Source organism: Taklimakanibacter lacteus (genome assembly GCA_003576695.1).
Classification (GTDB): Bacteria; Pseudomonadota; Alphaproteobacteria; order Rhizobiales; family Aestuariivirgaceae; genus Taklimakanibacter; species Taklimakanibacter lacteus.
This window is the reverse complement of sequence record QOZQ01000012.1, coordinates 21013-38686: the sequence shown is the minus strand read 5'-3', so window position 1 is coordinate 38686 and position 17674 is coordinate 21013. Positions and strand designations below refer to the sequence as shown.

The following is a 17674-nucleotide window of genomic DNA, read 5'->3' as shown; positions in this document are numbered from 1 at the left end:
TTGCCCGGCGATCTCGCCTAGTTTGACCGCACCATGACCGCTTCCGCTCCCCCGGATCGCAACCGCCTCGTTGCCGTCGAGCTTGATGAAAGCATCGGCTCGGGGCTCTCCGCCGATGCCGATCACGAGCGGCGCGTCGCGATCTATGATCTCATCGAGGACAACCGCTTCACCGTGATCGGCCATGAGAGCGGCCCCTACCGGCTTTCGCTCTCGACCGCCGACGGCCGCATCGTCTTCGACATCCGGAGCGAGCGCGAGGAGCGGGTCTCGATGATCGGCCTGTCGCTGTCGCCCTTCCGGCGCATCGTGAAGGACTACTTCATGATCTGCGAGAGCTACTACAAGGCGATCCGCACCGCCACGCCGAGCCAGATCGAGACCATCGACATGGCGCGCCGCGGTCTGCACAATGAAGGGAGCGATCTTCTGAAGGAGCGGCTCGATGGCAAGGTCGAGCTCGATTCGGCCACCTCGCGCCGCCTGTTCACCTTGCTTTGCGTCCTGCATTGGCGCGGCTGAGCACAACCGATGGCGGCTGATCTTCCCGGCGCCCTGCTCTTCGCCTGCACGCAGAATGTCATCCGCTCTCCCATGGCGGCCGCCATTGCGCGGCATTTCTACGGCAACCGGGTATTCATCGCTTCCTGCGGGGTGAAGCCCGGAGAACCCGACCCCTTTGTGATGACCGTGATGGACGAGATCGGCATCGACCTGAAGAAGCACAAGCCGCAGAGCTTCGCCGATCTCGAGGATTCGAGCTTCGATGTGGTGATCTCGCTGTCGCCCGAGGCCCATCACCGGGCGCTCGAAATGACCCGCACCATGGCGATCGAGGCCGAATACTGGCCCACCCTCGACCCGTCGGCCACCATGGGCAGCCGCGAGACGATCCTCGATTCCTACCGCGATGTCCGCGATGGACTGATGCGGCGAATCAGGGCCAGATTCGGGACTTTGGGTGCGCGAGGCGTGTAACCCTGAGCTTGATTTTGCCGGGCAACCGGTTCATGGGTAGCCGCATAGCGCGCATCCCGGCGAAGTGGCATCACTTCGCCGACAGGGAGTCGCGCCAAATTGATATGTTGGAGCAAATCCTTATCGCCAAAGTCTAACAACTTTGGCGGGATTTGCTCCAAAACCAGCCAGGGAACCTTATGGCGAAAGAAGAATTGCTTGAATTCGAGGGCACGGTCACCGAGCTCCTGCCCAACGCTACCTTCCGCGTGAAGCTCGACAACAACCATGAAATCATCGCCCACACCGCCGGCAAGATGCGCAAGAACCGCATCCGTGTGCTGGCAGGTGACCGCGTGATGGTCGAAATGACGCCCTATGACCTGACCAAGGGCCGCATCAACTATCGCTTCAAATAGGGATCCCGGGGGGATGACGGAAACCCGCGTCAAGCTCGTGCTGGCCAGCGCCTCGCCGCGCCGGCTCGCTTTGCTTGAGCAGGTTGGCCTGAGGCCCGATCTGCTGATGCCGGCGGATATCGACGAGACGCCGATGAAGCGCGAAACCCCGCGCCGCCTGGCCATCCGGCTCGCCGCCGAAAAGGCCCGCACCGCGCAGGAAGCCCCGCTCGTCAAGAAGCTCGGCAGCAAGACCTTCGTCCTCGCCGCCGACACGGTGGTGGGGCTCGGCCGCCGCGTCCTGCCCAAGCCCGAGACCGCGGAGGAAGCCGCTGCCTGCCTGTGGCTGCTGTCGGGCCGTTCGCACTGGGTCTATTCGGCCGTGACCTTGCTGGCGCCGGGCGGACAATCCTGGCGCCGCTGCTCGGAGACCAAGGTCCGCTTCAAGCGCTTCTCGCGCGAGGATGTCGAGACCTATCTCAAATCGGGGGAATGGCGCGGCAAGGCGGGCGGCTATGCCGTCCAGGGCCGCGCCGAATCATTCGTCCGCTCGCTCAGCGGCTCGCATTCCGGTGTCGTCGGCCTGCCGCTCTATGAGACGGTGCACCTGCTCCAGGGTGCGGGCTTCCCTGTCCACTACACCTGGCTGACCGCACCGCACAGCGGCATATGACCGGCGAGGACCATCCGGTAAGGCTGCGGCCCCGGCGCCCCTGCCCCATTTGCGCCAAGCCGTCCACGCAGAAATATCATCCCTTCTGCTCCGCCCGCTGCGCCAATGTCGATCTCAACCGCTGGCTCGGCGGCCACTATGCCGTCCCCGCCGCGGAAGAGCCCGATCCGGGCGATGAGGCAACGAATCCGCAGCAAGAGGAAACGTAACTCCCCTCGCCCCGCTTTAGCGGGGAGAGGGAGGGGGCCCATTGCGACCTTGCTCCGCCGAAGCAGTAAGATTCTGCTCTGTCGAAGGAAAATCTCGGCTTCGCGAAGGCGAGAGCAACGGGACGGTGAGGGGCTTGCTGGGAATTAGACTCGACCCTTCGATCACGCATATGAAGCAGTACTGCGCCGCCCTTCGCCCCTCACCCTTCCCACCGCTGCGCGGCGGGCCCCTACCCTCTCCCCGCTGCGCTTCGCTTGTAGGGCGAGGATAAAATTGGCGACGGTTCGCGAGAAGCGCTAGTGGAGGTTTGCCGATTTTGTCCGGTACACTTCGCTGTCGCGAGCCGCCGGGCGTTCTTTCGGCCGGCGGACATGGACCTGTCCGCGTCCTGACTTTTTCGCGCGATAGCAGGCCCTGTCTGCATCATCGAGCACTTCGGCGAGCGACGCGGAGTCCCTGGTCACTATGGTGACCCCGATGCTCGCGCCGACACGAAAGAGCTTGTCGTCCCAGCGGAACTCCATGTTGCCGACGGCTTCCACCAGCGCGTTCGCCGCCGCCTCTGCTTCCTCGATGCCGCAATCGCGGATAAGCAAGGCGAACTCGTCGCCGCCGAGACGCGCCGGCACGTCCTTGCTGGTGGAGCTGAGCCCGATCAGCTTCGCGACATGGCAGAGCAAGGCATCTCCGGCGGCATGCCCGCCCTGATCGTTCACCAGCTTGAAGCGATCGAGATCGATGAAGCACAAGGCATGCATGCGATCCTGCTCTTTCGCTTCGTTGAGCGCGCTCTGGACCTTGATCATGAATGTGGCCCGGTTGGGCAGGCCGGTCAGCGCATCATGATAGGCGGAGCGGGCGACCCGCTTCTGGTCGGCGCGGTCCTTGGTCACATCGTTGAAGATGATGATGGAGCCGAGAACGCCTTCTGCCGCCGTCTTAACCGGCGCTGCCGAGAAGCCTATGTCATAGGCCTCGCCGGTCCGGCTCAGGAGGATCGTGCCGGCTTCGAACGTAAAGGCCTTGTCTTCGCGTATGCACAGATCGACAGGGCTCGCGGGCCGCTTGCCTGAAGATTCCTCGATGATGTTGAATATCTCGATCACCGGGCACGCCATCGCCTCCGACGCTGTCCAGCCGGTCAGCTTCTCGGCCACGGGGTTCATGAAAGTGACGAGACCGGCCGCATCCGTGCAGACGACCGCATCGCCGATCGAATAGAGCGTGACGTTGAGGCGTTCCTTTTCCGCCAGCGCTTTTTCGATAAGGATCTGCCTCTCGGTGACATCCCAGTTGGCGCCGATGGCGCGCTGGGGCTTGCCCGTTTCGTCCCGGAATATCTGGGCAAGAGCATGGAAATGCCGAACGGCGCCATCCTTGCGGCGAATCCTGAACTGCGATTCGAAATGCGAGCCGCCCGCAAAGCAGCGATCCCATTCCGCCATGACGCGCTCGACATCTTCGCGATGGAGAAAGCCTTGCCATTCCTCGGGACTGCAAGTCTCGTCTTCGTCAAGCCCGTAGAGCTCGCGCATCCGCGCGTCCCACACCATTCTGGGTGGATCGAAGTCGATCTCCCACACGCCGATCCGCGAGGCGGTGAGCGCGATCTCGAGTCTTTCATAGAGAGATGCAATCGTCGCCTCGGACTTGTCGCCGGCTGTTTCGGCGATCAGGCTGAAGATGAAGGCCGGCGCGCCGTCCTCCTTGTCGCGCTGGAGCGATGCCGATCCCTTTGTCCACAGAACCGCTCCATCCTTGCGGACATATCGGCGCTTGAACTCGAGCAGCCTCGCCTCGCCTTCGACGACCAGACGATGCTCGTGCTGGCAGGTTCGGACATCATCCGGATGCACCAGGTCGCTCTCGCGCATGGCGCTCAGTTCCGCCTGGTCGAAACCTGTCATTTGGCAGAAGGCTTCATTGGCATGGGTGATCCGGCCGTCGGGCGAAATCATCATGATCCCGACCGTTCCATTGTCGAGGATACTCGCCAGCATCGCGCCGTGGTCGAGCCGGCTGAGCATGTCTTTAGCTGGTCGATCCGATCTCGCCATGGCCCTGTTATCGTAGGAGAGATTTAAGATTCTCTCTAGACCATGAATGCGCTCCGGCTGGGCGCCTTATGCTTAAAACCAAATTAAAATCCGACCTAACCCTCTGCCTGGATCAGCCCCCGCTTCGCCAGGTTGCGCATGAGATGACTGACGCCGAATGTCCACGGCGGACATTCATGGCTGCGCCGCATGCGGTTGGTCAGGCTGCCGAGCTTCTCGGTGGCGATGGTGACGATATCGCCTTCCTTGTGGGTGAAGCCCTTGCCGGGCGTGTCGCGATCCTCGACCGGCGCGAACATGGTGCCGAGGAACAGCACGAATCCGTCCGGGTACTGATGGTGCTTGCCGATCGTCTGCCCGGCAATATCGGCGGGATCGCGGCTGATCATCGCCAGCGATGATGAGCCCTTGAGCTTGAAGCCCTCGGGCCCTTCGACTTCGAGCGTCACCACCGTCTTGCGCACGTCATCAAGGCTGAACCCCTCGTCGAAGAATCTGAGGAACGGGCCGATGGAGCAGGACGCATTGTTATCCTTCGCTTTGGACAGCAGGAGAGCGGAGCGGCCTTCGACATCGCGCAGGTTGATGTCGTTGCCGAGCGTGGCGCCGACGATCCTGCCCGTGGAGCTCACGGCCAGGACGACCTCGGGTTCCGGATTGTTCCAGGTCGACATGGCATGCAATCCGCCATCGGCGCCGGTACCGACCGACGACATGACCTGCGCCTTGGTGAAGACCTCGGCATCGGGACCGATGCCCACTTCGAGATACTGGCTCCAGGCGCCTTGCGCGATCAGCGTCTCTTTCAGCTTCATGGCTTGCGCCGAGCCGGGCTTGAGCTTCTTGAGATCATCGCCGACCAGTTCCTTGACCGTCTTGCGGATTTCCGCCGCCGCCGTGTAGTCGCCGCGCGCGCGCTCCTCGATGACGCGTTCGAGCATGGAGATCGCGAAAGTCACGCCCGCCGCCTTGACGGCCTGCAGATCGACCGGCGCCAGCAGCCACGGCACCGATCCGCTGCGTCTGTCGGCCGCGCTGTTGGCAAGGATGTCGCCGAGCTTGCCGATCGGCTGGCCCTTGGCGGCGCGCATCGCCTTGGCGGGATCGGCTGTCTCGCACAGGTCGCGCATGGTGGGATAGTCGGCGCTGATATCGAATAACTCATCGCCGCGCAGCGTAACCACGGACGGTCCGTCGACATCGGGACGCCAGACGCGTCCGGCAAGTGCCGCCTTGTCGTGATCGCGGGGCAGAGCTTTCTCGGGTTTCAGGTGATCGTTCAAGGTCAGCGTCATGGTGATCGGGTTCGCTATATTGGAAGAAAGATGGGCATTGTGCATATTTGTCAGGCAAAAGAAACAATGTCGCATCCAGCATCAGGCGCATCCCATTGCCACTCATCGGAAAGCGCTATAGCGTCGGCCGCACCAGGGAGACAAAGCTTGCATGCGCATATATTATAGGGAAGGTTACGCGCCCTTCCGCGACTATGTTACGTGGTTCCGTGTAACGGGTGATCCCGCCTCCAAAAAGCCGCCAGTGGTCATCCTGCATGGCGGCCCAGGTGCCGCCCATGATTACCTCGACAGATACAAGCTGCTCGCCCGCACCGGCCGGCAAGTCATCCACTATGACCAGCTGGGCTGCGGCAAATCCACTTTGCTGCCCGACAAGGGCGTCGATTTCTGGACACCGCGCCTCTTCGTCGAGGAGCTGAACAGCCTCATCGATCATCTGGGCATCCGTTCTTCCTATCATGTGCTGGGCCAGTCCTGGGGCGGCATGCTGGGCGCCGAATTCGGCATCACACGTCCTTCCGGACTCAAATCCCTGACCATCGCCAACTCGCCCGCATCGATGGAGCTCTGGGTCAGGGAAGCCAACCGGCTGCGCGGTGAGATGCCGGAAAAGGTGCGCGATGCTCTCGATCGTCATGAGAAGACCGGCACGATCACCGATCCTGAATATCTCGCCGCTTCGATGGCCTTCTATGAGCGCCATGTCTGCCGTGTCGTGCCCTTCCCGCCGGAGGTGAAGCGCTCTTTCGACCAGATCGGCCGCAACCCGACCGTCTACAACACCATGAACGGGCCGAACGAGTTCTTCGTCATCGGCAGCCTGAAGACCTGGAGCGTCATCGACAAGGTCCGGGCGATCAATGTGCCGACGCTTTTGATCTCGGGCCGCTATGACGAGGCGACGCCGGCGGTCGTCCAGCCTTTCGCCGACAACATCGAGGGCGCGCGCTGGGTGATCTTCGAGAAATCAAGCCACCTGCCGCATGTCGAAGAGACCGATAAATGCATGAAGACCGTCGCCGAATTCCTCGACGGGAACGACTAGTGTGTATTGAAGATGGAGACTCTTTCAACCCTCACCCTGAGGTGCGAGCGAAGCGAGCCTCGAAGGGTGTGGTGCCGCTTGTTAGCCCTATCCTGAGGGACGCTTCGAGGCCCGGCTGCGCCGGGCACCTCAGCGTGAGGGTGAATTGGGAATCGACTTGCCTGATGAGCTAGAAACCGAACCTAGGGAGACGTCCAATGAAGAAATGGTTGTTGGCAGGCGCCACAGCCCTGCTGCTTACCGCCGTCAGCGGTACAGCCTATGCCGAATACAAGGCCGAGCATCGCGGCGGAACGATACGCCTGCTGTCGCGCTCCGCGGGCGGCACGCTCGATCCGCATGTCAATTACACGCTGCAATACTGGCAGCTCTATCAGTCGACCTATGACGGTCTGCTCAACTTCAAGAAGGCGGCAGGCGCCGACGGCTTCAATGTCGTGGCCGACATTGCCGAGGAAATCCCCAAGCCTGAGAATGGCGGCAAGACCTATGTCTTCAAGATCCGCAAGGGCATCATGTTCTCCGACGGCCGCGAGCTCGGCGTGAAGGATGTCGTCGCGTCCTTCCAGCGCATCTTCAAGGTGTCGAGCCCGACCGCCGGCGGCTTCTATTCGGTGATCGTGGGCGCCGACAAGTGCCTGGCAGAGCCCGCGAAATGCGCGCTCGAGGGCGGCGTGGTCGGCGATGAGGCCGCCGGAACAGTGACCATCAATCTCACCCAGCCGGATGCCGAGTTCTTATACAAGCTGGGTCTGCCGCATGCGGCAATATTGCCCGCCGACGCGCCGGCCCAGGATGCCGGGTCCGTGCCCATTCCCGGCACCGGCCCTTACATGTTCGCCTCCTATGACCCGAACAAGGCGCTCGTCATGGAGCGCAACCCGCATTTCAAGGTGTGGAGCGAGGAGGCGCAGCCCGACGGTTATCCCGACAAGGTCCAGTATGATTTCGGCCTGAGCGAGGAAGCCGCGGTGACCGCCATCCAGAACGGCGAAGCCGACTGGACATTCGACGAAATTCCGGCGGACCGTCTCGGCGAGATCGGCACCAAGTACAAGGACCAGGTGCATGTGACGCCGCTCACTGCCTGGTGGTACCTGCCCATGAACACCAGGTTGGCGCCGTTCGACAATGAAAAGGCGCGCCAGGCCGTGTCCTATGCGATCGACCGCAACGCCCTGGTCAAGATCTTCGGTGGTCCGGTGCTGGCGCAGCCCGTCTGCCAGGTCCTGCCCCCGGGCTTCCCCGGGCATGAGGCTTACTGTCCTTACACCAAGGACCCGGGTGCGAAATGGTCGGCGCCCGACATGGAGAAGGCCAAGCAGCTCGTCGAGGAATCGGGCACCAAGGGCCAGAAGGTGACGATCATCGCCGAAGACAAGGCGATCTCCAAATCGGTCGGCATCTATTTGCAGAGCGTGCTGACCGAGCTCGGCTATCAGGCGGAGGTCAAGCCGATCGCCACCAATATCCAGTTCACCTACATCCAGAACACCAACAACAAGGTGCAGATGTCGATCACCCAGTGGTACCAGGACTATCCCGCCGCTTCCGACTTCCTCTACATTCTCTTCGGCTGCGAGAGCTTCCACGAAGGTTCCGATTCATCGGTGAACATCGCGGGCTTCTGCGACAAGGAGATCAATGACAAGATGAAGGCGGCGCTGGCTTTGGGTGTCGAAGATCAGGCGGCCGCCGACAAGATGTGGGCCGAGATCGACAAGGCGGTGACCGACAAGGCGCCGGCCGCGGCCTTGTTCACGCCGAAGCACCTCGACTTCGTCTCCAAGCGCGTCGGCAACTTCCAGTTCAACTCGCAGTTCTACTGGATGGTCACGCAGTCCTGGGTCCAGTAAGCCGGGACACTCGCCTATGGCTGACGCGGTTGCGTCACTTCGCACGAGCCGTGGCCCCTGGGCCACGGCTCTTCGCAAACTGTCCCGTGACCGGGCCGCCATGGCCTGCCTCGCGGTCTTCATCCTCATCGTCATCATCTGCCTGCTGGCGCCCGCTTACGCCACTTTTGCCAATACCGATCCCTTCCGCTCCAGTCTCGATGCGACCGTCGACATAAACGGCCAGCAGGTGCCGGTCATGGAGCAGTCGACCGAAGGCCTGGGGCTGGGCTACACGCCGATCGGTCCCACCTGGGAATTCGGCAGCTATTTTCTCGGCGCCGACACGCAAGGGCGCGATGTCATGGCGCGCCTGCTCTATGGCGGGCGCAACTCGCTCCTCATCGCCGGCGCCTCGACCATCATCACCATCCTGTTCGCCACCGCCATCGGCCTGACCGCGGGGTTCTTCGGCGGCGTCACCGATACGATCCTGTCGCGCATTCTCGACATACTCTGGGCCTTCCCGGTCTACCTCCTCGCCATATCGCTGTCGATCGTGCTCATCGCCCATGGCATCGATCTCGGCATCATCACGCTTGAGGCGGGCAGCCTGTGGCTTCCGATCTTCATCATCGGCATCGTCTACATTCCCTATATTGCGCGGCCGATCCGCGGCCAGGTGCTGGCTTTGCGCCAGAGCGAATTCGTCCTGGCGGCCATCGGGCTCGGCGTGCCGGAGCATCGCATCCTGGTCAGGGACATCCTGCCCAATGTCTCGACCACGCTCATCGTCTTCGTGCCGCTGATGCTCGCCATCAACATGCTCACTGAATCGGCATTGTCCTTCCTGTCGATCGGCGTGCAGCCGCCCGATGCCAGCTGGGGCACCATCATCCAGGACGGCCAGGGCCTGCTCTATACCAGGCCCTGGGTGGCGCTCGCCCCCGGTATCGCCATTGCGCTGACCGTGCTCGTGCTCAACGTGCTGGGCGACGGCTTGCGCGATGCGCTCGATCCGCGCTCCAAGATCAGGCTCGGAGGCGATTGATGCTGCTCGCCCTCCTCCGCCGCTTCGGCCAGATGATCTTCGTGATGTTCGGCATCAGCGTGCTGGTGTTTCTCATTTTCTTCGTGACGCCGGGCGCCGATCCCGCCGCCCGCATTGCCGGCCGCAACGCCTCGCCCGAGACGCTGGAAGCGGTGCGCAAGAGCTTCGGCTTCGATCAGCCGGTATGGGTCCAGTATCTCACCATGATGAAGAAGCTCTTCGTCACCCAGGATCTCACCTCCTTCGTCAATCGCGGCTGGAAGGTCGTGCCGGCCGTGCTCGACACCATCCCGGTGACGCTCTCCTTGGTGATCGGCGCCGCGATACTGTGGGTGGTCTTCGGCATGCTGGTCGGCCTCATCGCGGCGGCGACGCGCGGCAGCTGGATCGACAAGCTTCTGATGGCCCTGGGGCTCGTCGGCTGCGCCATGCCGGTCTACTGGCTGGGCGAGATGATGAACCTCGTGAGCCAGAGCCGCTATCACGACACCTGGCTGTTCTCCTGGGTGCCGCCGCTCGGCTACAAGAATCTGAGCGATGATCCCAGGGGCTGGTTCCTCACCCTCGTCATTCCCTGGTTCACTTTGGCGATCCTCTATATCGGCCTCTATGGCCGCGTGCTCAGGGCCAATCTCATCGAGGCGATGCAGGAGGATTATATCCGCACCGCCCGCGCCAAGGGCCTGTCCGAGACCCGCATCCTTTTGCGCCATGCCTTGCGCACCTCGCTCATCAGCTTCGTCACCTTGTTCGGCCTCGATTTCGGCGCGCTGGTCGGTGGTGCTGCCCTTCTCACCGAAGTGGTCTTCGGCCTCCAGGGCGTCGGCAAGCTCACTTACGATGCGCTGCAGAATCTCGATCTGCCGGTCATCATGACGACCGTCATCTATGCCTCCTTCTTCGTCGTCCTCGCCAATGCGCTGGTCGATGTCGTCTATATCCTGATCGATCCGCGCGTGAGGTCGGCCTGATGCTGGAAGTCCGCGACCTCAGGATCTCCTTCCGCACCGAGCATGGCCGGGTGCAGGCGATCGACGGCGTCTCCTTCGATGTCGGCGAAAGCGAGATCCTCGGCGTCGTCGGTGAATCGGGCTCGGGCAAGACCATTTCGCTTCTGGCCGTCATGGGCCTCATCAACGACCCCAATGCCCGGATCGAAGGGTCCATCAAATTGCGCGGCCGCGAACTCGTCGGCCTCGAGCCCCGCGAGATGCGCAAATTGCGCGGGCGCGAGATCGCCATGATCTTCCAGGATCCGATGACCGCGATGACGCCGGTCTACACCATCGGCTGGCAGATCGCCGAACAGATCATGGCGCATGAGAAGATCGGCAAGGCGGCGGCACTTGCCCGGGCCGTCGACCTCCTGGCCGAAGTGAACATCCCCAACCCCAGGGAAGCCATCCACCGCTTTCCGCACCAGCTCTCGGGCGGCATGCGCCAGCGCGCCGTCATCGCCATGGCGCTCTCCTGCAATCCCGCATTGCTCATCGCCGATGAGCCGACGACGGCGCTCGATGTCACGGTGCAGGCCCAGATCCTCGATCTCATCCGCAAATTGCGGCGCGACCACAAATCGGCGGTGGTCTTCATCACCCACGACATGGGCGTCATCGCCGAGATGGCCGACCGCGTGATGGTCATGTATTCCGGCCGCATCGTCGAGCGCGGCACGAAGGCGGAGATCCTGCTTGAGCCCCGCCATCCCTATACCCGGGCGCTGCTCGATTCGATCCCGCCGCTCGAAGGCGAGAAGCCGAAGCGGCTGCGCTCCATCCCGGGCTCGCCGCCTTCCTTGTTCGATCTCCCGAAAGGCTGCTCCTTCGCGCCCCGCTGCCCCTCCCGCTTCGAGCGCTGCGCCGAGAGGCCGGCGCTCGAAGGCGGCAAGCACGCCGCCGCCTGCTTCCTGAAGGTGGCGTCATGAGTGCGCAGTTCATTCCACTCAATGACATAAGCGAACCGCTTCCACGTTTCCCCCTCGCCCGTTGCGAAGCAATGGGAGAGGGTGGCCGACCTTGCTCCGCCGAAGCGGAAGTTATCTGCTCTGTCGGGGCGAAACCTCGGCTTCGCGAAGGCGAGAGGCCGGGTGAGGGCTCTTGGCCCGAGTTACGCAGCCACCTCAGAAAGAGCCCTCATCCGCCCTGTCGGGTACCTTCTCCCATCCTCCGGACGGGAGAAGGGGAAATTCTGAAAGGTGCGCTGAATGCCCTCGAATTTAATTTGCAGTGGCCCCGCACATGACCGCCCCCCTGCTCGAAACCCGCAATCTCTCCAAACGCTTCACCGTCGGCAACCGCTTCTCGGCACTCGGCCTGCGCACCGTTCATGCCGTCGACAATGTCTCGCTCCGGATCATGCCGGGCGAGACAGTCGGCCTTGTCGGCGAGTCGGGCTGCGGCAAGTCCACCCTCGGGCGCTGCATGACGCGGCTCTATGACGTCACCGAGGGCGAGCTTTATTTCGAAGGCCAGGACATCACCAGCAAGAGCCTGCGCCAGATGCGGCCCCTGCGCCGGCGCATGCAGATGGTCTTCCAGGACCCCTATGCCTCGCTCAACCCGCGCCGCCGCGTGCGCGATCTCGTTGCCGAACCCTTGCGCGTCCATACGCGCCTGAGTGAGGCAGCGATCCGCGAGCGGGTCGGAAATCTCCTTGAGGTCGTCGGCCTCCTGCCCGATCACATGGACCGCTTCCCGCATGAATTCTCGGGCGGTCAGCGCCAGCGCATCGGCATCGCCCGCGCCGTGGCCCTGGAGCCCAGCCTGATCGTGGCCGATGAGCCGGTCTCCGCCCTCGACGTCTCGGTCCAGGCGCAGATCGTCAATCTCCTGGCCGATCTCCAGGAGCGCCTCAGCCTCACTTATGTGTTCATCGCCCATGATCTGAGCGTGGTGCGCCAGGTCTCGACCCGCATCGCGGTCATGTATCTGGGCTCGATCGTCGAGCTCGGCAAGGCGAGCGACATCTTCGCCAAGCCCAGCCACCCCTATACCCAGGCCCTGATCTCGGCCGTCCCGCAACCCGATCTCAAGAAGGCCGGCGAGCGCAAGCGCATCGTGCTGACCGGCGACGTGCCGAGCCCGATCGACCCGCCGCAAGGCTGCCGCTTCCATCCGCGCTGCATGTATGCCACCGACAAGTGCAAGCAGGAACGGCCGCTGCTGGCGTCCTTGCCAAACGGACGCCAGGTTGCCTGCCACTATCCACTGAATGTTTCAGGGTGAGCTCACGCCCAACTTCCGTCATCCCGGCGAAAGCCGGGACCCATTGAATAAGAGCCGGCGGACGGTGTTGCTCTTTTTGGAGAGTTTAGGGGATCCCGGGATGACGAAATTGGTCTACTTCACCGCACCGGCCGTCAGTCCCTTGACGATATAGCGCTCGAGGAACACGCCGATCACCACGAGCGGCGCAATTGCCGCCGTTGATAACGCCGCCATCGACCACCAGTTGATGCCCTGCGAGCCGGTCTGGCTCGCCACCATCACCGGCAAGGTCTTGGCGTTGGTGCTCGTAAGAAGTGCGGCGAAGAAATACTCGTTCCAGCACAATATGACGGAGAGGATGAAGGCCGCCACCATGCCGGGCAGCGCGATCGGCACGACGATGCGCAGGAACGCGCCCCAGACCGAGCAGCCATCGACGAGGGCGGCCTGCTCGAGCTCGATCGGGATGGTGTCGAACTGGTCGCGCATGATCCAGATCACGATCGGCAGCACCATCAGCGTATAGATGAGGATGAGCCCGATGCGCGTGTCGAGCAGCGCCAGCTCCTTGTAGAGGACGAGGAACGGCATCGCCAGCACGACCGGCGGCAGAATGAGCTGCGACAGGAAGAAGAAGGAGATGTCCTTGTTGCGCATCCAGGTGAATTTGTAGTCGAAGCGGCTCAGGCCATAGGCCGCCAGCGACCCGATGACGACCGCCAGTGCGGAGGCGCCGAGCGACGTGATGACGCTGTTCTCGAAGCGCTTGAGGAACTCCTCGCGCACTGTCGAGATCTGCCCGATCGTGTCGGGCGAGAGGCCGAGCGAGCGCCAGCCCTTCCAGTCGGGCATGAAGTCGAGCCAGGGGATGAGATGGCCCTGCGTGACATTGACCGCCGTCTTGAACGACGTGGTGACCGTCCAGTAGATCGGGAACAGCGAGATGAAGGTCCACAGGATCAGCGCGCCATAGATCAGCACGCGCGTCGCAATGCGGCCCGGATCGGAAGTTCCGCTCATCGCGCGTTTCGCTTGGCGCAGGGCCACATCGCTCATGTCAGTTCGTCCTCTGCATGAAGCGGCTCACGAATTTGAGCAGCAGGGTCACGAAGATGATGATGAGCACCAGGTAGAATTCGGCCAGCATCGTGCCGTAGCCGACATTCGAGCGGTCGCGATATTCGCGGAAGATGAAGCTCGACACGGTATCGGTGGCCCCGCCCGGCCCGCCGGCCGTCACATTGATCACGATGTCGGCAAGCTTGAGCTGGAAGATGATCTTGAGCACGATCGCCGTGACGCTCACGGGGAGCATCAGCGGGAAAGTGATCTGCCAGAAGGACTGCCAGGTATTGGCGCCGTCGACTTTTGCCGCCTCGGTCACCTCTTTCGGCATCGCCTGGAGGCCGGCCAGCAGCAGGATCATGATGAAGGGGATCCAAACCCAGGCATCCATGGCGACGATACTCAACCTCGCAATCCACGGCGTCGTGAAGAAGGCCGGATTCTCCCAGCCGAGATGGCGCGCCAGCGTCGCGGCGGGGCCGAAGCGGTACTCCATCAGCGACTTGCCGATCATCCAGCTCACCGCAACCGGGCTCAGCATGAAGGGCAGGAGGAAGGCGACGCGGAAGAATTTGCGCGCTCTTATCTCGGCATTGAGCAGAAGTGCCAGGCCGAAGGCGATCGCATACTGAACCAGCACGAACAACACGTAATAGGCCATGTTGAGAAGCGCGTTCCAGAAATAGGCGTCAGCCATCAGCGAGCGCAGATTGTCGAGGCCATTGAACTGCGGCCCCGTAAACGAGCTCAAGTTCCAGTTGGTGAAGGCGAGATAGAGACCGAAGAAAGTCGGGAAGATCACCATCGCAACGGTAAAGGCGACGGCGGGCAGCACGAAGAGCGCGTGCTTGCCACGCTCGCCGCGGATGAGGACCTGCGCCGCGCCGACGGCGACAGCCCACAGGAGGAAGGCATAGAGCACCGGCCGCCAGTTTTCGAACCCTACGGCGACGGCGCCGGCCTTGAACAGCATCTGCCAGAGGACGACCGCCGCAAGGCCGAGCGACGCGGCCCAGATCAGCGCTCGTCCCGTCGGCGCGCTAGGCTCGCTCACCGAGCGGGACAGAGGTTCATGCATCTTGCCGGCGGTTTCAGGCAGCGCTGTGGTCATGCAAACGGAATTATCCAGGCAGAAAACAAAACTCTGGTGGCGCAGGCTGCGCCACCAGAATGTGCTGTGTCAAATGCGTATGCGATAAGTCTCTCTAGGCGCCGAGCGAGGCCTTGTAGAGCTCGATCTGCTTGTCGCGTCCGATCTGGTCGGTGATCTTCTCCCAGGCCGCCGCGATCGCGTCGGCGCCGGCCTGCGCCGTGGAGCCGCCCGCATAGATCTTGGCGAGTTCGTCTTCCGCCACGCTGTAATACTGGAAGATGCCGGGGATGCGCGGTTCGATCGCCGCATTGGGGTGATTGTAGGAGTCGGACTGCGACTTCAGATAGGACGTGATGAAGGCCTCGTCATAGCCTGCCGCCACCCATTCCGGAATGTTGAAGTGGCTGTTGCGGTAAGGCTGGAAGCCTGACGGATAGGCGGCCGTCCACAGCGAGATGTCCTTGCCGCCGAGATGCGCCGCCGCACTCCAGGCCGCCTTCTGCTTGACCGGATCGCTGTCGACGCGCGCCATGACGTAAACGCCCCAGCCGATATAGGCCATGTTCGGCGCGAAGTTCGGTCCGCTCGACAGCTTGTCCCACTGGCCGGTCTTTGCATTATAGACATCATCCGAACCTGGCAGGATCGAGAAGGCCACTGTGTCGCCGATAACCGAGCCGTCGCTGGTCTTGGCCATCGAGCCGACGTCACCCCACCAGGCGAGCATCGATCCTGTTCCGGCAAGGAACTGCTGGAAGGCGGTCGTGCCGGGATCGGCATTGAGCTGATCGGCAGGTTCCGCCGGCAGCGCGTCGATCACATCCTGGATGGCGCGCACGAAAGCCGGGTTGTTGACGCGCGGCTTCATCGTGTCGACATCGAAGAGCCAGGCCTTGTCGTCGGGATGCTTGGCGTAAGCCGTGGCGCGGCTTTCGAGGAAGTAGAAGGCGAAACCGCCCCAGCCCTTGGCCGGATCGAGATAGCCATAGGCATCCTGGCCGGCGACCTTCTTGCCTTTCAGGAACTTGGTGACTTCCTGCACCTTCTGCCAGGTGTTGGGCACGGCCCAGTCGCCCTGATGCCCTTCGTCCTTCCACGCCTTGGCGAGATCGGCATCGGAGAAGACGTCGGTGCGGTAGTTGAAGGTATGGCAGTCGCCGTCGATCGAGATGCGATAGGTCTTGCCGTTCCAGGTGCCGACCGGCGCCTTCAGATAGCCGACATAGTCGTCCATCTCGATCTGGGCCTTGACCCAGTCGGGCATTTCGGAGGCGAGGCCCTTGCCGCATACATCGCCCTCGAAGGGAGCGCCCATCTCGACGATATCGAAATCGACCGTACCGGTCGCGATCGACTGCTGCAGGCGCGCATTATAGTCGGCCTGGGCGAGATCGATCCAGTTGATCTTGGCGCCGGTATAGGCCTCCCACGGCTTGAGGAAGCCGCGGAACAGAAGATTGTGAAGGTTCTGGTTGTTGAGTCCCATGAAGGTGAGCTCCACCCCCTTGAACTCGCCTTCCTTGACATTCGCCTTGGTGGCGTTGAGGCACAATTCGCCGACCTTCTGCCAGTCGGCATCGGTGGGCGATCCCTTGCCGACGCCGGGGACCTGCAGAAGCTGGGTGCGCAGCTCCGCCTGGGCCCTGGCCTCGGGTGAAAGCGCGGTGAGGCCGCCGGTGGCGGCGAGCGCCGAAAGCGCAGCCGCTCCCTTGAGCACACTGCGGCGATTGGCCTGCATGGCCAGAATCGTTTCATGCTGTTTGACGTGCATTCTTGTCCTCCCTTGCGTTGTTCGTTTTATTTGCCGACGCCTAACATGTTACTATGCTCAGGCGCGAAGCCGTGTCAATCCGCAACCTTCACTTCAACAGGGCGTCGACTTCCTTGCGTGTCGGCATCGAAGGGGCTGTCCCGGCGCGGGTGACGGAAATGCCGGCCACCGCCGCTCCGAAACGCGCCGCGTCCCGAGGCGAAGCACCTTCGGCCAGCGCCGCGGCGAAGCCGCCATTGAAGGCATCCCCTGCTCCGGTCGTCTCGACGACCGGCCCAACCTTGAAGGCCGGCACCAGCACCGACTGATCCTTCGAATGGAGATAGGCGCCCGCCTCCCCCAGCGTGATGAGTGCCGCCCTCGCTCCCTTTTTAAGGAAGACATCCCCGGCCTTGCGCGCATCATCTGCGGTCTTGACCTGGATGCCGGTCAGCAGCGCCGCCTCGCTCTCATTGGGCGTGACATAGTCGCAGAGGCCGTAGAGCGCATCATCGAAGCGCTCCGCCGGCGCCGGATTGAAGATGGTGATGGCGCCCGCAGCCCGCGCGATCTCGAGCCCGCGCTTTGCCGCCGGCACCGGCTGCTCGAGCTGCGTGATGAAGACCCTGGCGCTCTCTATCGCCTCGCCCGCCTTGTCCACATCCGCCGGGCTGATCGTTGCGGCAGCCCCCGGCACGACGATGATGGCGTTGTCGCCATTGACGTCATTCACATAGATGAAGGCGGCGCCTGTCGGCTGATCGGCCATTTCGACCACGCGCGGCGTGATTCCTTCCTTCTTCCAGGTGGCAAGTGCGATGGCGCCGAACTCGTCGCGCCCGATCTTGGAGATGAAGGTGACCGGCGCCCCGACCCTGGCCGCCGCGACGGCCTGGTTGGACCCTTTGCCGCCCGGGCCGACCTTGAAGCCCGAGCCTGCGATCGTCTCGCCGATGCCCGGCATGCGCCCCGCCCGGAAGGCCAGATCGGCAACGAATATGCCGAGGATGGCGACGCCTTTCTGACGGGCCATGAC

General features: G+C 62.8%; 17 protein-coding genes. 11 read left to right on the top strand and 6 right to left on the bottom strand.

Annotated elements, in window-relative coordinates:
* The first annotated feature begins 33 nt into the window (after positions 1 to 33).
* The 5 genes from DT068_RS22510 to yacG all read left to right on the top strand — a co-directional run bounded on the left by DT068_RS22510 (position 34) and on the right by yacG (position 2237).
* Complete coding sequence (locus DT068_RS22510; protein ID WP_119392148.1) at positions 34 to 522, top strand: UPF0262 family protein; 489 nt, start codon at positions 34 to 36, stop codon at positions 520 to 522.
* A 9-nt stretch (positions 523 to 531) separates the two neighbouring features.
* Positions 532 to 978, top strand: coding sequence for an arsenate-mycothiol transferase ArsC (locus tag DT068_RS22505; RefSeq protein WP_119392147.1), 447 nt, complete (start codon positions 532 to 534; stop codon positions 976 to 978).
* Positions 979 to 1157: 179 nt separating this feature from the next.
* Positions 1158 to 1376, top strand: coding sequence for a translation initiation factor IF-1 (gene infA, locus DT068_RS22500; RefSeq protein ID WP_111197504.1), 219 nt, complete (start codon positions 1158 to 1160; stop codon positions 1374 to 1376).
* 13 nt (positions 1377 to 1389) lie between these two features.
* Complete coding sequence (locus DT068_RS22495) at positions 1390 to 2028, top strand: Maf family nucleotide pyrophosphatase (RefSeq protein ID WP_119392146.1); 639 nt, start codon at positions 1390 to 1392, stop codon at positions 2026 to 2028.
* Positions 2025 to 2237: a DNA gyrase inhibitor YacG gene (gene yacG, locus DT068_RS22490; protein WP_119392145.1), complete on the top strand. Its 213-nt coding sequence runs from the start codon at positions 2025 to 2027 to the stop codon at positions 2235 to 2237. Before DT068_RS22495 ends, yacG begins: the two co-directional genes overlap by 4 nt.
* 297 nt (positions 2238 to 2534) lie before the next feature.
* Here yacG and DT068_RS22485 read toward each other — a convergent pair whose 3' ends face one another.
* Both DT068_RS22485 and DT068_RS22480 read right to left on the bottom strand, forming a co-directional pair.
* Positions 2535 to 4295 carry a diguanylate cyclase gene (locus DT068_RS22485; RefSeq protein ID WP_119392144.1) on the bottom strand — a complete coding sequence of 587 codons (1761 nt, stop codon included), beginning with the start codon at positions 4293 to 4295 and terminating at the stop codon, positions 2535 to 2537.
* Positions 4296 to 4390: 95 nt separating this feature from the next.
* Complete coding sequence (locus DT068_RS22480) at positions 4391 to 5590, bottom strand: fumarylacetoacetate hydrolase family protein (protein ID WP_368905027.1); 1200 nt, start codon at positions 5588 to 5590, stop codon at positions 4391 to 4393.
* Between the two features lie 151 nt (positions 5591 to 5741).
* Here DT068_RS22480 and DT068_RS22475 point away from each other — a divergent pair, with 151 nt between their 5' ends.
* The 6 genes from DT068_RS22475 to DT068_RS22450 all read left to right on the top strand — a co-directional run bounded on the left by DT068_RS22475 (position 5742) and on the right by DT068_RS22450 (position 12748).
* The gene (locus DT068_RS22475; RefSeq protein ID WP_119392143.1) at positions 5742 to 6638 is read left to right on the top strand and encodes a proline iminopeptidase-family hydrolase; all 897 of its coding nucleotides are present in this window, start codon (positions 5742 to 5744) and stop codon (positions 6636 to 6638) included.
* A gap of 197 nt (positions 6639 to 6835) precedes the next feature.
* Positions 6836 to 8494, top strand: a complete 1659-nt coding sequence (locus DT068_RS22470; protein WP_119392142.1) for an ABC transporter substrate-binding protein — start codon at positions 6836 to 6838, stop codon at positions 8492 to 8494.
* Positions 8495 to 8510: 16 nt separating this feature from the next.
* On the top strand, positions 8511 to 9524 hold the full coding sequence (locus DT068_RS22465) for an ABC transporter permease (RefSeq protein WP_119392141.1): 1014 nt from the start codon (positions 8511 to 8513) through the stop codon (positions 9522 to 9524).
* On the top strand, positions 9524 to 10495 hold the full coding sequence (locus tag DT068_RS22460) for an ABC transporter permease (protein ID WP_119392140.1): 972 nt from the start codon (positions 9524 to 9526) through the stop codon (positions 10493 to 10495). The genes DT068_RS22465 and DT068_RS22460 overlap by 1 nt, the downstream gene beginning before the upstream one ends.
* A complete protein-coding gene (locus DT068_RS22455; protein ID WP_162914377.1) occupies positions 10495 to 11448 on the top strand; it encodes an ABC transporter ATP-binding protein in 954 nt (317 codons plus the stop codon). The genes DT068_RS22460 and DT068_RS22455 overlap by 1 nt, the downstream gene beginning before the upstream one ends.
* Positions 11449 to 11761: 313 nt before the next feature.
* On the top strand, positions 11762 to 12748 hold the full coding sequence (locus tag DT068_RS22450; RefSeq protein WP_119392138.1) for an ABC transporter ATP-binding protein: 987 nt from the start codon (positions 11762 to 11764) through the stop codon (positions 12746 to 12748).
* Between the two features lie 114 nt (positions 12749 to 12862).
* Here DT068_RS22450 and DT068_RS22445 read toward each other — a convergent pair whose 3' ends face one another.
* The 4 genes from DT068_RS22445 to rbsK all read right to left on the bottom strand — a co-directional run bounded on the left by DT068_RS22445 (position 12863) and on the right by rbsK (position 17671).
* A complete protein-coding gene (locus DT068_RS22445) occupies positions 12863 to 13750 on the bottom strand; it encodes a carbohydrate ABC transporter permease (protein ID WP_119392272.1) in 888 nt (295 codons plus the stop codon).
* A gap of 37 nt (positions 13751 to 13787) precedes the next feature.
* Positions 13788 to 14873, bottom strand: a complete 1086-nt coding sequence (locus DT068_RS22440) for a carbohydrate ABC transporter permease (protein WP_119392271.1) — start codon at positions 14871 to 14873, stop codon at positions 13788 to 13790.
* Between the two features lie 127 nt (positions 14874 to 15000).
* Complete coding sequence (locus DT068_RS22435; protein WP_119392137.1) at positions 15001 to 16659, bottom strand: ABC transporter substrate-binding protein; 1659 nt, start codon at positions 16657 to 16659, stop codon at positions 15001 to 15003.
* 88 nt (positions 16660 to 16747) lie between these two features.
* On the bottom strand, positions 16748 to 17671 hold the full coding sequence (rbsK, locus tag DT068_RS22430; RefSeq protein WP_119392136.1) for a ribokinase: 924 nt from the start codon (positions 17669 to 17671) through the stop codon (positions 16748 to 16750).
* Positions 17672 to 17674 lie beyond the last annotated feature (3 nt).

Coding starts and splice junctions, on each gene's coding strand:
- DT068_RS22450 (WP_119392138.1), top strand. CDS start 11,762: ATGACCGCCCCCCTGCTCGAAACCCGCAATCTCTCCAAACGCTTCACC.
- DT068_RS22445 (WP_119392272.1), bottom strand. CDS start 13,750: ATGAGCGGAACTTCCGATCCGGGCCGCATTGCGACGCGCGTGCTGATC.
- DT068_RS22480 (WP_368905027.1), bottom strand. CDS start 5,590: ATGACGCTGACCTTGAACGATCACCTGAAACCCGAGAAAGCTCTGCCC.
- DT068_RS22485 (WP_119392144.1), bottom strand. CDS start 4,295: ATGGCGAGATCGGATCGACCAGCTAAAGACATGCTCAGCCGGCTCGAC.
- DT068_RS22470 (WP_119392142.1), top strand. CDS start 6,836: ATGAAGAAATGGTTGTTGGCAGGCGCCACAGCCCTGCTGCTTACCGCC.
- yacG (WP_119392145.1), top strand. CDS start 2,025: ATGACCGGCGAGGACCATCCGGTAAGGCTGCGGCCCCGGCGCCCCTGC.
- DT068_RS22475 (WP_119392143.1), top strand. CDS start 5,742: ATGCGCATATATTATAGGGAAGGTTACGCGCCCTTCCGCGACTATGTT.
- infA (WP_111197504.1), top strand. CDS start 1,158: ATGGCGAAAGAAGAATTGCTTGAATTCGAGGGCACGGTCACCGAGCTC.
- rbsK (WP_119392136.1), bottom strand. CDS start 17,671: ATGGCCCGTCAGAAAGGCGTCGCCATCCTCGGCATATTCGTTGCCGAT.
- DT068_RS22505 (WP_119392147.1), top strand. CDS start 532: ATGGCGGCTGATCTTCCCGGCGCCCTGCTCTTCGCCTGCACGCAGAAT.
- DT068_RS22435 (WP_119392137.1), bottom strand. CDS start 16,659: ATGCACGTCAAACAGCATGAAACGATTCTGGCCATGCAGGCCAATCGC.
- DT068_RS22465 (WP_119392141.1), top strand. CDS start 8,511: ATGGCTGACGCGGTTGCGTCACTTCGCACGAGCCGTGGCCCCTGGGCC.
- DT068_RS22460 (WP_119392140.1), top strand. CDS start 9,524: ATGCTGCTCGCCCTCCTCCGCCGCTTCGGCCAGATGATCTTCGTGATG.
- DT068_RS22510 (WP_119392148.1), top strand. CDS start 34: ATGACCGCTTCCGCTCCCCCGGATCGCAACCGCCTCGTTGCCGTCGAG.
- DT068_RS22455 (WP_162914377.1), top strand. CDS start 10,495: ATGCTGGAAGTCCGCGACCTCAGGATCTCCTTCCGCACCGAGCATGGC.
- DT068_RS22495 (WP_119392146.1), top strand. CDS start 1,390: ATGACGGAAACCCGCGTCAAGCTCGTGCTGGCCAGCGCCTCGCCGCGC.
- DT068_RS22440 (WP_119392271.1), bottom strand. CDS start 14,873: ATGCATGAACCTCTGTCCCGCTCGGTGAGCGAGCCTAGCGCGCCGACG.